This window comes from Serratia sp. PGPR-27, from assembly GCF_022678525.1.
Taxonomy (GTDB): domain Bacteria; phylum Pseudomonadota; class Gammaproteobacteria; order Enterobacterales; family Enterobacteriaceae; genus Serratia; species Serratia nematodiphila.
On sequence record NZ_JALBYS010000065.1, the window covers coordinates 1 to 16592 of the forward strand.

At 60.8% G+C, this 16592-nt stretch carries 10 protein-coding genes and 2 pseudogenes; 11 read left to right on the forward strand and 1 reads right to left on the reverse strand.

Translation table 11 applies throughout. From position 1 onward, the window contains the following. The 4 genes and pseudogenes from MMS95_RS23440 to MMS95_RS23455 form a co-directional block, all read left to right on the forward strand. Positions 1-526: pseudogene (locus tag MMS95_RS23440) on the forward strand (NADPH-dependent 7-cyano-7-deazaguanine reductase QueF); the annotation flags it as partial. A 122-nt stretch (positions 527-648) separates the two neighbouring features. Continuing rightward, complete coding sequence (locus MMS95_RS23445; RefSeq protein ID WP_242142380.1) at positions 649-2796, forward strand: phospholipase C, phosphocholine-specific; 2148 nt, start codon at positions 649-651, stop codon at positions 2794-2796. Positions 2797-2881: 85 nt separating this feature from the next. Next, entirely contained in the window at positions 2882-4018 is a 1137-nt protein-coding gene (locus tag MMS95_RS23450) for an ABC transporter substrate-binding protein (RefSeq protein ID WP_033632081.1), read from the forward strand. 160 nt (positions 4019-4178) lie between these two features. Then, entirely contained in the window at positions 4179-6302 is a 2124-nt protein-coding gene (locus tag MMS95_RS23455) for a TonB-dependent siderophore receptor (RefSeq protein ID WP_048325451.1), read from the forward strand. Positions 6303-6328: 26 nt separating this feature from the next. Here MMS95_RS23455 and MMS95_RS23460 read toward each other — a convergent pair whose 3' ends face one another. After that, positions 6329-7225, reverse strand: a complete 897-nt coding sequence (locus tag MMS95_RS23460) for a LysR family transcriptional regulator (protein WP_242142382.1) — start codon at positions 7223-7225, stop codon at positions 6329-6331. A gap of 272 nt (positions 7226-7497) precedes the next feature. Between MMS95_RS23460 and MMS95_RS23465 the strand changes: the two genes are divergently transcribed. The 7 genes and pseudogenes from MMS95_RS23465 to MMS95_RS23495 all read left to right on the forward strand — a co-directional run. Continuing rightward, positions 7498-8814, forward strand: coding sequence for a M20 family metallo-hydrolase (locus tag MMS95_RS23465; protein ID WP_031300221.1), 1317 nt, complete (start codon positions 7498-7500; stop codon positions 8812-8814). Further along, positions 8811-10262, forward strand: coding sequence for a M20 family metallopeptidase (locus MMS95_RS23470; RefSeq protein WP_242142383.1), 1452 nt, complete (start codon positions 8811-8813; stop codon positions 10260-10262). Before MMS95_RS23465 ends, MMS95_RS23470 begins: the two co-directional genes overlap by 4 nt. A 100-nt stretch (positions 10263-10362) precedes the next feature. Continuing rightward, on the forward strand, positions 10363-11889 hold the full coding sequence (gene abgT / locus MMS95_RS23475; protein WP_004937321.1) for a p-aminobenzoyl-glutamate transporter: 1527 nt from the start codon (positions 10363-10365) through the stop codon (positions 11887-11889). A gap of 178 nt (positions 11890-12067) precedes the next feature. Continuing rightward, positions 12068-12994 (forward strand): aminoimidazole riboside kinase, encoded by a 927-nt coding sequence (locus MMS95_RS23480; protein WP_015379064.1) that lies wholly within the window; start codon positions 12068-12070, stop codon positions 12992-12994. Positions 12995-13185: 191 nt separating this feature from the next. Next, on the forward strand, positions 13186-14598 hold the full coding sequence (locus MMS95_RS23485) for a carbohydrate porin (protein ID WP_242142385.1): 1413 nt from the start codon (positions 13186-13188) through the stop codon (positions 14596-14598). 63 nt (positions 14599-14661) lie between these two features. Continuing rightward, positions 14662-16032, forward strand: a complete 1371-nt coding sequence (locus MMS95_RS23490) for a sucrose-specific PTS transporter subunit IIBC (protein ID WP_085337157.1) — start codon at positions 14662-14664, stop codon at positions 16030-16032. Continuing rightward, positions 16032-16592 (forward strand): annotated as a pseudogene (locus MMS95_RS23495) (glycosyl hydrolase family 32); the annotation flags it as partial. The gene MMS95_RS23490 and the pseudogene MMS95_RS23495, both read left to right, overlap by 1 nt.

Here is a 16592-nt window from a genome sequence, read left to right on the forward strand (position 1 = left end):
GGAACAGGTGAGCGCCGCCATGCAGAAGGATCTGTCGCAGGCGGCCAATGGCCAGGTCACCGTCAAGCTCTATCCGGGTCTGGAAGGTTATCCGGCGCAAATCGATCGCCTGCCGGGCATCAACATCGACGATCTGGATATCGCGGTCGACGACTTCGCCTTCAAACCGGAATACCTGAGCGGCGCGGCCGATCAAGGGGAGCACGTAGCGGAGACGCTGTCTTCCAATCTGCTGAAATCCAACTGCCTGGTCACCAATCAGCCGGACTGGGGCAGCGTGGTGATCCGCTATGAAGGCCGCCAAATCGATCGCGAAAGCCTGCTGCGCTACCTGATCTCCTTCCGCCAGCACAACGAATTCCACGAGCAGTGCGTCGAGCGCATTTTCAACGACATCAAGCAGAGCTGCCGCCCGGAAAAACTCAGCGTGTTCGCGCGTTACACCCGCCGCGGCGGCCTGGACATCAACCCCTTCCGCAGCGATTTCGAAACGGCGCCGACGCTCGGCCGCCTGATCAGACAGTAAGCCTCATCCCCAATGCTCCCGCCAGGGAGCATTGTTTCTCTCGCTTTCATCTCCCTGTTATTTTTCGCCATTATCGTCGTCAGCGGCTATCTTCAAAGCACACTGACGGAGATTAACGACGCATGCCTGACCTTTCTCGCAGAGACATCCTGCGGGCTGCCGCCATCGGATCGGCGTTCTCGCTGTTGCCCGCCTCGATTCGCAAAGCGCTGGCCATTCCCGCCAATAACCGCACCGGTACCCTGCGCGACGTCGAACACGTGGTGATCCTGATGCAGGAGAACCGCTCTTTCGACCACTACTTCGGCACCTTGCCGGGCGTGCGCGGCTTCAGCGATCGCTTTACCATTCCACTGCCCGGCGATCGCCTGGTCTGGCAGCAACAGGGCGCCGAACGGCTGGTGCTGCCCTACCATCTGGACAGCAAACGCGGCAACGCCCAGCGCGTCACCGGCACGCCGCACTCGTGGGTGGATGAGCAAGCCGCCTGGGATCACGGCCGCATGAGCGCCTGGCCCACCTACAAAACGCCGGCCTCGATGGGCTACTACCGCCAGCGGGAGCTGCCGTTCCAGTTTGCGCTGGCCAACGCTTTCACCCTGTGCGATGCCTATCACTGCTCCATCCACGCCGGCACCAACACCAACCGGCTGTTCCACTGGACCGGCACCAACGGCCCATCCGCCGCCGACGTGGCGGTGGTGGTCAACGAATGGGACAGCCCCGGTCCGGCGGACCGCGGCTACCAGTGGACAACCTATCCGGAACGGCTGGAGGCGAGCGGCGTCAGCTGGAAGGTATATCAATTCCTGCCGGACAATTTTACCGACAACCCGCTGGCGGGTTTTCGCCAATACCGCGCCGCCAGCATTCAGGTGGGCAACCCGGCGTGGCCGCCGAAAGACTTCAACGCTTTCGTGCCTTATAGCGATGCGCTCAACGAGGCCGCACCGCTGTACAAAGGCAACGGCAACACCCTGCCGGCCGCCGACGGCAACGATCTGGACGCCATGCTGGCCGGATTCCGCGCCGACGTGCAGCAGGGCAAACTGCCGCAGGTCAGCTGGATCATCGCGCCGGCGGCCTATTCGGAACACCCCGATCCCTCCAGCCCGGTACAGGGCGGCTGGTTCACCCAAGAGATCCTCAACGCGCTGACCGACAACCCGGAGGTGTGGAGTAAAACCGTTCTGTTGGTCAACTACGACGAAAACGACGGCTTTTTTGACCATATGCCTTCGCCTTCCGCGCCGTCGCTGCGCGAAGACGGCAGCTTCGCCGGTAAATCGACGGTGCCGTTCGACACCGAGATCTTCCAGCACGTGGCGCCGCCCGGCTCGCAGGATCAACCGCCGCCGGACGGCCGCATCTACGGCCCCGGCCCGCGGGTGCCGATGCTGGTGCTGTCGCCCTGGAGCCGCGGCGGCTGGGTCAATTCGCAGGTTTTCGATCACACCTCGGTGCTGCAATTTTTGGAAAAGCGCTTTCAGGTGCATGAACCCAACATCAGCGCCTGGCGCCGCGCGGTGTGCGGCGATCTCACTTCGGCGTTCAACTTTGTCGATCCTAACGGCGAAGCGCTGCCGAGCCTGCCCGCCACCAGCCGACACGCCGCCGACGGCCTGCGCCAGCGTCAGGAACAGCTGCCGCAAGTGCCGCTGCCATCGCCCGCCCACCAGCGTTTACCCCATCAACGCCGCCTGGCGCGCCCTTCCCGCGCGTTACCCTACCAGCTGCACGTCGAGGCCAGCGTCGCGGTCGAGCAACGCCGCGTGACGCTGAACCTGTTCAATACCGGCGAGCAGGGAGCGGTGTTTCACGTCTACGACCAGCGCGATCTGGCGCAGATCCCGCGCCGTTTTACCGTCGAGGCGGGCAAGGCGGTCAGCGACGACTGGCAAACGGAGAATGAGTACCATCTGTGGCTGCTTGGCCCCAACGGCTTTCATCGTGAGTTGCGCGGCGCCCTGAGCCGGCCGCAGCCGGAGGTGCGTTTGCGCCCGATGGGCCGCAACCTGCTGCTGCAGTTGAATAACCCGGCCCCCGAAGCGATAACGGTCACCCTCGAACGCTGCCCTTACACGCAGCAAGGCCCGTGGTCTATCACGCTGCCTGCGGGCGGCAGCCATCAGCAAGCGTTTGACGCCCGCGCCAGCGGCGGTTGGTACGATATTACGCTGCAAAGCGCCGGGGGCTGGCTGCGCCGCCTGGCGGGGCGGCTGGAAGATGGCGAACACAGCGTCAGCGACCCGCTGATGGGCCATGAGTAACTATCGGCATCGAGGGAGTTCAAAAATCGAAAGGATATCGCTTATCATTGCGTTCTCGTTCTTTGCCGATTACCCAAGGATCTTCATGCCCGCTGTTCTTATCGCCAAAGCCGGCCGCTGGTTGGCCGCCTGCGTTTTACTGTTGGCCGGCGCCGCTCAAGCCGCGCCGATCGTCGTCACCGATGTCGCCGGCCGCCAGGTCACCCTGCCGCAACCGGCCAAACGCGTTATCCTGGCCGATGCCCGCGCGCTGCTGGCGCTGAATATTCTGCATCCGCAGGAGCCGCTGAAAAACATCATCGCCTGGGACAACTCGCTGAAGGTCAAAGCGCCGGATCTGGTTGAAGCCTACGCGAAAAAATTCCCACAGGTCATGCAGATCCCAACCTTCGACAACCCCTACACCAGTGATTTCAGCGTAGAAAGCGCGGTGGTGCGTCAACCGGATCTGATCATTTTCGACATTGGCCTGCTGAGCAAATTGAAAGACAGCGGCGTGCTGACCCAGTTGGAAAAAGTCGGCATCCCGGTGCTGATCATCGATTTTCGCCAACAGCCGCTGACCAACACCGTCGCCAGCATGGCGCTGTTGGGTAAAGTATTTGACGAGCAGCCCAATGCCGATGCTTTCATCCGTCTCTATCAGCAGCGCCTCGAGCTGGTGCGGCAGCGGGTCGCCACGCTGAAACCGGAGCAGCGCCCCAGCGTCTTCATCGAGCGCAGCGCCGGCATCAAAGGCGAACAGTGCTGCAACACCTTCGGCAAAGGCAGCTTCGGGCAGTTCATCGATACCGCCGGCGGCAATAATATCGGCAGCACGCTGTTTTCAGACATGGGCGGTGAAGTGAACGTCGAACAGGTGATCAGCAGCAACCCGGATTTCTATCTGCTGACCGGCGCCGACTGGAGCCGCGGCCATCGCGGCACGCTGGCGGTGCCGCTGGGTTACGCCACCGATATGGCCACCAGCCAAAAGAAACTGGCGCACCTGCTGGATCGCACCGGCATTAACGTGCTGAAAGCGGTGAAAGAAAAACGCGTGATGGCGATTTACCATCAATTTTACGACACGCCGCTCAACTTTATCGCGGTTGAGGCGATCGCCAAGTTCCTGCACCCGGCGCTGTTTAAAGATATTGATCCGCAAGCGGATATCGAAATGGTGCACCGGAAATTCACCGCGCTGGATTACAGCGGCGTCTTCTGGCTTACGCCGCAATAACCCCCGCCAGGGCCCGCCAGCCGGGCCCTGTTTCCCGCATTCATTATTTAGTTACCCGCTTAACTATCCCGTAACAATTCTATTTACTTGCCAATAATTATCATTAAGATTGTCTTTTCTAAAAAAACACATCCGGGTCTGAAACTCTTAAGGCATTATTATGTCACCTCTTTTTCGGCTTTCTCTGCTGACGGCTTCCATCGCCGTCGCATTCCCTGTCCTTGCTACTGATAACTCATCTCAGAACGATACCGACACCGTGACCGTCGTCGGCAACTGGCTGGACAACCCCGATACCAGTTCGGTGCTGCTCAACCATCCGGGCGCGCGTTCCATCGTCACCCAGCAGCAAATGCACGAACAGGGCGACCAAACCATCGCCGATAGCCTGCGCGGCGTACCCGGCGTGCAAGTGCGCGACAGCAACGGCACCGGCGGCAGTGACATCTCGCTTAACGTCGGCGTGCGCGGCCTGACTTCGCGTCTTTCTCCACGCTCCACCATTCTGATGGACGGCGTCCCGCTGGCGGTCGCGCCTTACGGCCAGCCGCAGCTGTCGATGGCCCCGCTGTCTATCGGTAATCTGCAATCGGTGGACGTGGTGCGCGGCGGCGGCGCGGTGCGCTACGGGCCGCAGAACGTCGGCGGCGTGATCAACTTCGTTACCCGTGACATTCCCAAAACGTTTGGCGGCACCGCCAGCGTACAAACCCAGGGCGCCAGCCACGGCGGCCTGAAGACCCTGACCAGCGCCTCCATGGGCGGCACCGCAGACAACGGCCTCGGCGCCGAACTGCTCTACTCCGGGCTGCACGGCCAAGGTTACCGCGACAACAACGACAACACCGACATCGACGATTTCATGCTGAAAACGCGTTATGCGTTCACCGATCGTGACGAGCTGCTGGCCAATTTCCACTACTACGACGCCAAAGCCGGCATGCCGGGCGGGCTGAGCACCGCGCAATACGCGCAAAACCCGTTCCAATCCACGCGGCCGTGGGACCAGTTCGAAGGCCGCCGCAAGGATATGTCGTTCAAGTACAAACATCAGGAAGACGACAAACAGTTCGAAGTGTTGACCTACTTCACCGACAGCTACCGCGGCAGCAACATCGAATCGGAAGGCACAGGCAAAAACGCGGGCCAGCGGCGCATGGTCTCCTATCCGCGCCACTATTCAACCTGGGCTATCGAACCAAGTTATTCGCAGGTCTTCCGTTTCTGGGATATGGCGCACGAGATCACCCTCGGTTACCGCTACCTGAATGAAACCATGGATGAAAAGGCGTCGCGTTCGGCCTGGTATAACCCGGCGAATATCGGCTCGACGCCGGAGACCCCGGATTATTACCAGCACACCTCCGGCGGCACCGCGGCCAACGCGTTCTATATCGACGACACCATTAACGTCGGCAACTGGACGGTCACGCCGGGCCTGCGTTATGAAAGCATCCGCACCCACGTGGACGATTCGTTCAACAATATCAGCCGCAAGAAAAGCTACAGCGAGCCGCTGCCGTCATTGAACGTGATGTACCACCTGTCCGACGCCTGGAAACTGTTCGCCAACGCCAACACTTCGTTCGGCAGCATGCAGTATTTCCAACTGACCAAAGGCGGCAACGGCAACCAGCCGGCGCCGGGGCTAACGGCGGAAAAAGCGCACACCTATGAATTCGGCACTCGCTACGACGACACCGTAGTCAAGGCCGAGGCCACGCTGTTCTACATCGACTTCGATAACCAGCTGCAGTACATCAGCAACGACGTGGGCTGGACCAACATGGGTGCCACCAAGCACAAAGGCATCGAGCTGGCACTCAGCTACGATCTCAGCGAGCTGAATCGCGCGCTCGACGGCGCCAGCGTCTACACCAGCTATACCTACACCAAGGCCAGCACCGACAAGGGCGACTTCGCCGGTAAAGATCTGCCGTTCTACTCGCGCCAGGTCTATACCGTCGGTACACGTTACGCCACCGGCAACTGGGTATGGAATCTGGACGGTTATGCGCAGTCGAAACAGCATTCGCCGGGCACCGGGCCGGAGTACATCACGCAGGAAAGCGCCGATGGCCAGTTCGGCAATATCGCCGGTTACATGGTGTGGAATATGCGCGGGGAATATAACTTCGGGCCGCAGCTGTCGAACCTGACGCTGGGTGCCGGGGTGAAAAACCTGTTCGATCAGCGCTACTTCACCCGCTCCAACGACAACAACTTCGGCAAGTACGTCGGCGAACCGCGCACCTTCTTCGTGCAGGGGTCAATCGCCTTCTAATGCCGGGGCCCGGCAGGGCCCCGGTATCACCGACAGTAAAGGCGAAACAGGCGCGCCAGGTGCGCGCCCATCGGCGTCAGGGTGGTGTCCTTGCGTTGGATAAGATAAAACGTCGCTTTCGGCAGACGCTCTTCCAGCTCGAGCGGCACCAAATGCTTGCCCAAAATCGGATCCGAAATCACGTCCACCGAAAGAATGCTGACAAAATCGCTCTGCGCCACCAGGCTGGTACAGGCCATAAAGGTCTCGCAGGTCACGCTGATCGACGGCGCCATGCCCAAGTCCCCAAACAGATCGTGCAATAGCCGATAGTAACTGCCTTTCGGCGTCGGCATGGTCCAGTCGCAGTGCTGCAGCTGTTTCAGCGAGGTCGCCCCCTCCATCGGATGCCCTTTGCGCACCACTACCCGATACTCTTTTTCCATCAGCCGTTCATACTGCAGCTCGTTGTCGAGGCTGCTGGGGTAATAGGTATTGACGGTAAAATCCAGCTCGCCCTGGCGCAGTTCTGGGATCATCGACACCAGTTGCCCCTCGACGATGCGCACCTTCACGTTGGGATACTCACGGTGAAACTGGGTGATCACTTGCGGCATCACGGTGCGCGCAATGCTGCCGCCAACGCCGATATTCACCGTGCCGCCCGCCAACCCCAGCCGCTGCTGAATGTCTTCCTGCGCCACCCGCAGCTCTTCGAGGATCAGGCTGGCATGCTGGAAAAAGTTATCGCCGCAGTCGGTCAATACCACCCCCTGACTGCGGCGAATAAACAGCTTGGCGCCCAGCACCTCTTCCAGTTCCTGAATGGCCTTGGTCAGCGCAGGCTGGGAAAAGCGAGAGGTGCGGCTGGCGGCGCGGATGCTGCCCTGGCGGCTAACGTCCACAAATGCACGTAATTGGTGCAATTTTATCGAGGCTGGCATAGGCGAAAGGCGATAACCGTTGTTTATCAATAGCAAGATATTGGCATCTTATTTAGCCAGATTCCATTGTGTACATTCGGAAAAAACATAATAAATAACCAAATTCTTATTTCGCTTAATTAAGCGCATTTTCTGCGCCAATAAGCGCCATTCACGGCAGTTAGTAACCAAACGCACCTTTTTCTTTGCAATAGCTTCACCGTCTGATTTCAGTTCAGAGCATAACTGCTGCCTGGAGCGATCCAGCGCGCGATAACTTATGAGATATCACTATGACTAATTCGCTTTCGATGTTGGTGGCTGATTTGTACCCGCAATTGCAGGCCTGGCGCCGCGACTTCCACCGCTATGCCGAATCCGGCTGGTTTGAGTTCCGCACCGCCACCCTGGTGGCGGAAGAACTCGATCGGCTGGGCTATCGCCTGCAGCTGGGCCGCGAGGTCATCAAGGCAGAGGCGCGCATGGGGCTGCCCTCGCCCGCCGAGCTGGAAGCGCAGGAACAGCGCGCCCGCAATCAGGGGGCGTTGGAAAAATGGTTGCCGCATTTTTCCGGCGGCTTCGCCGGCATCGTCGCAACGCTCGATACCGGCCGCCCCGGCCCGACTATCGCTTACCGCGTGGATATGGACGCCCTCGATCTCAACGAATTGCTGGAACCCGAACACCTGCCGTTCCGTGAAGGGTTCGCCTCTTGCAACAGCGGCATGATGCATGCATGCGGTCATGACGGCCATACCACCATCGGCCTGGGGCTGGCGCACGTGTTCAAAAGCCTGGAGTCCCAGCTTCGCGGCACCGTCAAACTGATCTTCCAGCCGGCGGAAGAAGGCACACGCGGCGCAAAATCGATGGTGGAGGCCGGCGTGGTGGACGACGTCGATTTCTTCACCGCGGTGCATATCGGCACCGGCGTGCCGGCCGGTGAGCTGGTGTGCGGCAGCGACAGCTTTATGGCCACCAGCAAGCTGGACGTCACCTTTCGCGGCGTCGCCTCGCACGCCGGCGCCAAGCCGGAAGACGGCCGCAACGCGCTGCTGGCGGCGGCGCAGGCTGCGCTGGGGCTTTACGCCATCCCGCGCCACAGCGAAGGCAGCTCGCGCATCAATGTCGGCGTGCTGCAGGCCGGCACCGGCCGCAACGTGATCGCCGATCGGGCGTTTATGAAGGTGGAGACGCGCGGCGCCACCAATGAGATCAACGCGTTTGTTTATCAACAGGCGCTGAACGCCATCGAAGGCGCCGCCAAAATGCACGGCGTCGCCTGCGATATCGCGCTGATGGGCGCGGCGCAGAGCAGCAAACCGACCCAACCGTGGGTGGATTACATCCGCCGCCAGGCGCAGCAGATAACCGAGCTGGCCTCGGTGGTCGATCGCCGCGAACAGGCCGCCGGCTCAGAAGACGCCACCTACATGATGGAACGGGTGAAATCGCACGGCGGCCAGGCCTCATACGTCATTTTCGGCACCGAGCTGAGCGCCGGGCACCATAACGAGAAATTCGACTTCAACGAGCAGGTGATGGCGGTGGCGGTGAAAACGCTGGCGTCGCTGGCGCTGAACCTGCCGACATTCGGGAGCGGAGCATGAGCAACTCAGAACTGCAGGCCTTTATCGACGACTACATTGACCAACGCCAGTCCCGCTTCAGCGCGCTGAGCGACGCGATTTGGGACCACCCGGAAACGCGCTTTAACGAGACCTATTCCGCCACGTTGCTGGCCGATGCGCTGGAACAGGAAGGCTTCTCGGTTGAACGCGGCGTGGGCGACATCGAGACGGCGTTCATCGCCAGCTACGGCAGCGGCCACCCGATTATCGCGCTGCTGGGCGAGTACGACGCGCTGGCCGGGCTGAGCCAGCAGGCCGGTTGCGCCACGCCGCAGCCGCTGGTGGAAAACGGCAACGGCCATGGCTGCGGCCACAACCTGCTGGGCACCGCCGCGCTGGCCGGCGCCTTCGCCGCCAAGGCGTGGATGCAGCAGAACCGGCTGAGCGGCACCCTGCGCTTCTACGGCTGCCCCGGCGAAGAAGGCGGCTCCGGCAAGACCTTTATGGTGCGCGAAGGCCTGTTCGATGACGTCGACGCCGCACTCACCTGGCACCCGGAAGGCTTCAGCGGCATGTTCAATACCAGCACGCTGGCCAACATCCAGGCGGCGTTTCACTTCAAGGGCGTCGCCGCCCATGCCGCCAACTCGCCGCACCTGGGGCGCAGCGCGCTGGACGCGGTGACGCTGATGAATACCGGCGCCAACTTCCTGCGCGAACATATCGTGCAGGAAGCGCGGCTGCACTACGCAGTCACCAACACCGGCGGCAGCTCCCCCAACGTGGTGCAGGCCGATGCCGAAGTGTTGTACCTGATCCGCGCGCCGCAGCTCGATCAGGCGCAGGACATTTACCAACGGGTGATCAACATCGCCAAGGGCGCAGCGCTGATGACTGACACCCAGGTGGAAGTGCGCTTCGACAAGGCCTGCTCCAACTATGTGCCGAACCGCAGCCTGGAACGCGCGATGTATCAAAACCTGTGTGATTTCGGTCTGCCCGAGTACAGCGACGCCGAGCGCCGCTTCGCCGAGGAAATCCGCCAGACCCTGAGCCTCGACGATCTGCGCAACGCCAAACTCAACATTGCCCGCACCGGCGGCGCGTCCGGACGCGAGTGGGTGCAGCAGTTGGGAGATAAGGTGCTGATGGACGAGGTCGCGCCTTATGTGGAATCCGACGACCTGCTGTACGGCTCTACCGACGTTGGCGACGTGAGCTGGGTGGCGCCGACCGCCCAATGCTTCAGTCCTTGTTTCGCACTCGGCACTCCGCTGCACACCTGGCAACTGGTGGCGCAGGGCCGTACCGCTATCGCCCATAAGGGCATGTGCCTGGCCGGCAAGGTGATGGCGGCGACCGCCATCGATCTGCTGAGCGACAGCGCCCTGCTGGCGCGCTGCCGCAGCGAGTTCGAGCGCCAGCGCGCCGAACAGCCGTACCGCTGCCCAATCCCGCAGGGGGTGCAACCATCGCCATTGGAATAGCATGAACAGACAAGGCCCGGACAACCGGGCCACTAAGTATAATTATAAATAAATCAAATAATAACAATCACACAACAGAGCAAACACAGAGGGTAAAATCATGAGTGAGGCCACAACGCCAATCAATAAAAGCCCCGGACGCGTTTTTTACTGGGTGGAACGCATCGGCAATAAGATCCCCAATCCGTTTTTACTGTTCGTCTATTTGATCCTGGTGCTTATGCTGGCCACCGCGCTGTTTTCCTGGCTCGATGTGGCGGTGAAAAATCCGGCCACCGGCGAGCTCATCAAGGTGAATAACCTGATGAGCGTGGCGGGCATGCAGTGGATATTTCCCAATATCATCCATAACTTCAGCAGCTTTGCGCCGCTGGGGGCTATTTTGGCGCTGGTGATAGGCGCCGGCCTGGCGGAAAAGGTCGGCCTGCTGCAGGCGCTGATGTACAAAATGGCCTCGCGCGTCAGCGCCCGCTACGCCAGCTATATGGTGCTGTTTATCGCCTTCTTCAGCCATATATCGTCGGACGCTGCGCTGGTGGTGATGCCGCCGCTCGGCGCGCTGATGTTTATCGCAGTGGGCCGCCACCCGATAGCCGGGCTGCTGGCGGCGATCGCCGGCGTCGCCTCCGGCTTTACCGCCAACCTGTTGATCGTCACCACCGACGTATTGCTTTCCGGCATCAGCACCGAAGCCACCAAAGCGGTGGACGGCGCGGTTCACGTCAGCGTGATCGACAACTGGTACTTTATGGCCACCTCCGTGATCGTGCTGACCATCGCCGGCGCGCTGCTCACCGACAAGTTTATCGAGCCCCGTCTGCCGAAGTGGCAAGGCGGCGCCGAAGACAAAATCGCAGCGCTGACCCCGCTGCAGAACCGGGGGCTGATGATGAGCGGCATCGCCGCGCTGGTGTTTATCGCCATCATCGCCGCTCTGGTGGTGCCGGAGGCCGCGCCGCTGCGTGACCCGAACACCGGTTCGGTGATCCCTTCCCCGTTCATCAAGGGTATTGTGCCGATCATCATCCTGTTCTTCTTCACCGTCGCCATTACCTATGGCGTCGTCACCAAACAGATCCGGCGGCCGGACGATATTCCCCACCACTTGCTCGATCCGATGAAAAGCATGGCGGGTTTCATCGTGATGGTGTTTCCACTGTCGCAGTTCGTGGCGTTCTTTAACTGGAGCAACATGGGCAAGTTTATGGCCGTCGGCCTGACCGATATGCTGGAAGCCGCCGGCATGAGCGGCGCACCGGCATTTCTCGGCCTGATGTTCCTCTCCGCCTTCCTGTGCATGTTCATCGCCAGCGGCTCGGCGATCTGGTCAATTTTGGCGCCGATCTTCGTGCCGATGTTTATGCTGCTCGGTTTCCACCCGGCGTTCGCCCAGATGATCTTCCGCATCGCCGACTCTGCGGTGCTGCCGCTGGCGCCGATGTCGCCGTTCCTGCCGCTGTTCCTCGGCTTCCTGCAGCGCTACCGCAAAGACGCGCAGCTCGGCACCTATTACGTGCTGATCCTGCCCTATCCTTTGGTGTTCTTCAGCGTGTGGATTTTGCTGCTGCTGGTCTGGTATGCGCTAGGCTTGCCAATCGGTCCCGGCGTCTATCCGAAGCTGGGCTAAACGCCCCGCTATCTCGCCCCGCGCCGGTTCGCGGGGCAGATCCCCTTCTCCCCAAGCCCAGCAGAAAGATTGATCTTCCTCACTGACCAAGCGGCTCTGAGGATTATTTCATTGCCTTGCTAAACCGGTTCTTCTATTTTAGCTCACCATCTGACAACGACAAAAACAGGGATTAAGCATGATGAATCGCGTATGGGTACTGGGCGACGCCGTGATCGACCTGGTGCCGGAAAATGCCAACGGTTATCTCAAATGCCCCGGCGGCGCGCCGGCGAACGTGGCGGTGGGTATCGCCCGCTTGGGCGGCGACAGCGCCTTTATCGGCCGGGTGGGGCAAGACAGCTTCGGCGCCTTTCTGCAGCAGGTGCTGAGCGATGAAGGGGTGGATATCGGCCATATGCGGCCGGATCCCGAACACCACACCTCCACGGTGGTGGTGGATCTCGATCTTCAGGGTGAGCGCTCATTCACGTTTATGGTGCAGCCCAGCGCCGATCTGTTTTTACAGCCCGACGATCTGCCGGCTTTCCAGCGGGGCGAATGGCTACACCTCTGCTCCATCGCGCTGTCGCAGGAGCCCAGCCGCAGCGCGGCCTTTACGGCGATGGAACGCATGCGGGCAGTCGGCGGCCGGGTCAGTTTCGATCCCAACATCCGCGAAGAGGTCTGGCGCCAGCCGGAAGCGCTGCGCCCCTGCCTGCAAAAGGCGCTGCTGCTGGCGGACGTGGTGAAACTGTCGCGCGAAGAGCTGGCTTTCATCAGCCATCTTGACGATCTGGAGAACGCCATGCGCTGGATGATGCAAACCTATCCGCTGCGCCTGCTGCTGGTGACGCTGGGCGGCGACGGCGTCTGCGTACACGACGGGCATCGTCTGCGCCATTTCCGCGCGCCGCCTGTCGTGCCGGTCGATACCACCGGCGCCGGCGACGCCTTCGTCGCCGGGCTGTTAGCGGCGCTGGCGCGCCTTCACGCATTGCCGCAGGAAGCGCAATGGCCGGCGGTTATCGCTCAGGCTCAGGCCTGCGGCGCGCTGGCCACCACCGCCAAGGGCGCCATGACCGCCCTGCCCCGCGCCGACGAGTTGGCTGCTTTCCTGCGTTGATCCCCTGCATCCACGGCGCCCCCCTGAGCGCCGTGGTCTTTTAGCCCACGATTTGCGTACTCGATCACAATAGCTGAATCGGGTTAGCAAACTTGATTGCCAGTCCGCTTCTCGATCGCTATCTTTCGCCATGAAAAACCGGTTTAGCAATTTAGCAAAAAATAATAACAACCCTTCCCGGATGATAGACGATGACGAAAAAACTCAGCTATTTGGCGATAACAACAGGGCTTTTCCTCTCCACGTCTGCCGCTGCGGCCTCGGGCGGCGGCGGCATCGAGGCGCGTCTCAACGCGCTGGAACAACGTCTGGCGCAGGCGGAACGGCGCGCCGCTCAGGCTGAAACCCGCGCCACGGCGGCGGAACGCCGGGCGCAACAGTTGGAACAGCGCACCGCCAGCACCGAAAGGCAAACCGCGCAGGTCGCGCAGCGCGCCACCACGCTGGAAACGCAATCCTCTCCGACCAGCGCGCTGAAACTGAACGGTTTCAACGATCTGAAACTGTATGGCGACGTGGAGTTCAACCTGGACGGCGCCAGCCGCAGCGGCCAGCTGACATCGTTGAAAGGCAGCGACCACAAGGACTGGAAACCCGGCAACAAAGAGCGCTGGGACATCAACGGCCGCATTCTGGTCGGGCTGGACGGCTACCGCCGCAATCCGGACGGTAACTTCTCCGGCTTCAGCGTCCAGCCGCTGGCGGACATGAACGGCAAAATGAACCTGGACGACGCCGCTTTCTTCTTCGGCAATGAAAAGAACTGGCAAACCAAAATCGGCCGCTTCGAAGCCTACGACATGTTCCCGCTGAATCAGGACACCTTCATTCAATACTCCGGCAATACCGCCAACGACCTGTACGCCGACGGCTTCGGCTATATCTACATGATGAAAGAAGGCCGCGGCCGTAGCAGCAGCGGCGGCAACCTGATGCTGAGCAAATACGCCGGGGATGTCTATTTCGAACTGAACACGCTGGTGGAAGACGGCACCTCGCTGTTCCAGGACAACAGCTACCACGGCAATGCGCTGGAAAATAAGAAAAACGTCGCCTATTTGCGCCCGGTGATCGCCTGGAAGAAAGACGCCTTCAGCATCGCGGCGGCGATGGAAAGCAACGTGGTGAATAACGCCTACGGCTATCAGGACAGCCAGGGCCGCTTCGTCGATCAATCCAAGCGCAACGGCTACGGCATGACGATGAGCTGGAACAACAGCGCCGCCGATCCAGACAACGGCGTGGTGGCCAACCTGAGCACCGCCTACCTGGATGCCACCGGCGAGCAAGACTTCACCGCCGGCGTCAACGTGCTGTGGCGGCGCTTCGAACTGGGTTATATCTATGCGCACAACAACATCAAAGAGTTCAATACCGCCGGGATCGCCGCTGATATCCACAACCCGCTCAGCGAACCGGGCAACTACGACATCCACACCGTTCATGCGTCGTATCAGATACCTAACATTATGAATATGAAGAATTTCAACCTGTACTTAGGCGCCTATGTGTCGCTGCTGGAAGCCAACGCCGACAGCAAGATCGCCAACGGCGACAACGACCAGCGTTACGGCATGCGCGCCAGATTCAAGTATTTCTTCTGACATCGATTCACGGCGCTGCGCTGCAAACTGCGCGGCGGCATTTTTATTTAGCAAGGGGACAACATGGACATTACCGCAACCGCCAACGCGCTGTTGCCGCTGCTCGGCGGTAAAGAGAACATCGCCAGTGCCGCCCACTGCGCCACGCGCCTGCGCCTGGTGCTGGTGGACGACAGCAAGGTGGACAAAGAGGCCATCGGCAAACTGGACGGCGTTAAAGGCTGCTTCAGCAACGCCGGCCAGATCCAGGTGATCTTCGGCACCGGGCTGGTCAACAAGGTGCATGCGGAATTCATCAAGGCGGCGGGCGTTAGCGAATCCAGCAAGGCCGAAGCCGCCGATATCGCGGCGAAAAAGCTCAACCCGCTGCAGCGCATCGCCCGCCTGCTGTCGAACATCTTCGTGCCTATCATCCCGGCGATCGTCGCTTCCGGCCTGTTGATGGGGCTGCTCGGCATGGTGAAAACCTACGGCTGGGTCGATGCCAACAGCGCGTTGTTCATCATGTTGGATATGTTCAGCTCGGCGGCGTTCATTATTCTGCCGATTCTGATCGGCTTCACCGCCGCACGCGAATTCGGCGGCAATCCCTATCTGGGCGCCACGCTCGGCGGCATTTTGACGCATCCGGCGCTGACCAATGCCTGGGGCGTCGCCGGAGGGTTCCACACCATGAACTTCTTCGGTCTGGACATCGCCATGATCGGCTACCAGGGCACGGTATTCCCGGTGCTGCTGACGGTGTGGTTCATGAGCCTGTTGGAAAAACGGCTGCGCAAGGTGATCCCCAACGCGCTCGATCTGATCCTGACGCCGTTCCTGACGGTGGTGATCTCAGGCTTTGTCGCCCTGCTGTTTATCGGCCCCGCCGGCCGCGCGCTGGGCGATGGCATCTCCTTCGTGCTCAGCACGCTGATTGCTCATGCGGGGTGGTTAGCCGGGCTGCTGTTCGGCGGCCTCTATTCCGCTATCGTCATCACCGGCATCCACCACAGTTTCCACGCGGTAGAAGCCGGGCTGCTCGGCAACCCCAATATCGGCGTCAACTTCCTGCTGCCGATCTGGTCGATGGCCAACATCGCTCAAGGCGGCGCCTGCCTGGCGGTCTATTTCAAAACCCGCGACGCCAAAATCAAAGCCATTGCGGTGCCTTCGGCCTTTTCCGCCATGCTCGGCATCACCGAGGCGGCGCTGTTTGGCATCAACCTGCGCTTCGTGAAACCGTTTCTGGCGGCGCTGGCGGGCGGCGCGCTCGGCGGCGCCTGGGTGGTGGCCAACCATGTCGGCATGAACGCGGTCGGGCTGACGGCGATCCCCGGCATGGCGATCGTGCAGGCCAGTTCGCTGGTCAGCTATATCATCGGCCTGGCAATCGCGTTTGGCAGCGCCTTTGTCCTCTCCCTACTGCTGAAATACAACACGGACGCGCAATGATGGAAGAACTCAGTTTAATCAAACAGGCACTGCGGGCGGTCATGAACGGCCAGCCGCTCGCGCTGCGCGATCCGCACCGACCGGACTGGCATCTGGCGCCCAGCGTTGGCCTGCTGAACGATCCCAACGGCTTTATCCAGCACAACGGCGTTTATCATCTGTTTTATCAGTGGAATCCGCTGGGTTGCGATCATCGCAACAAATGCTGGGGACACTGGCAGTCGGCTGATTTGCTGCGTTGGGAGCACCAGCCAATCGCCCTGGCGCCCGGCGCCTGTTACGACAGCCACGGCTGTTACTCCGGCTCGGCGGTGGTGGCGGAAGGCAAAATCACGCTGATCTACACCGGCAACGTGAAATTCCCAGACGGCTCACGCACCGCTTACCAATGCCTGGCTCAGGAAAGCGAACGGGGCGAATATCGCAAACTCGGGCCGGTGCTGCCGCTGCCGGAGGGCTACAGCGGTCACGTACGCGATCCGAAAGTGTGGCGTCATCAAAATGACTGGTACATGGTGCTCGGCGCGCGTGACCTGCAGGATCGCGGCAAGGTGCTGCTG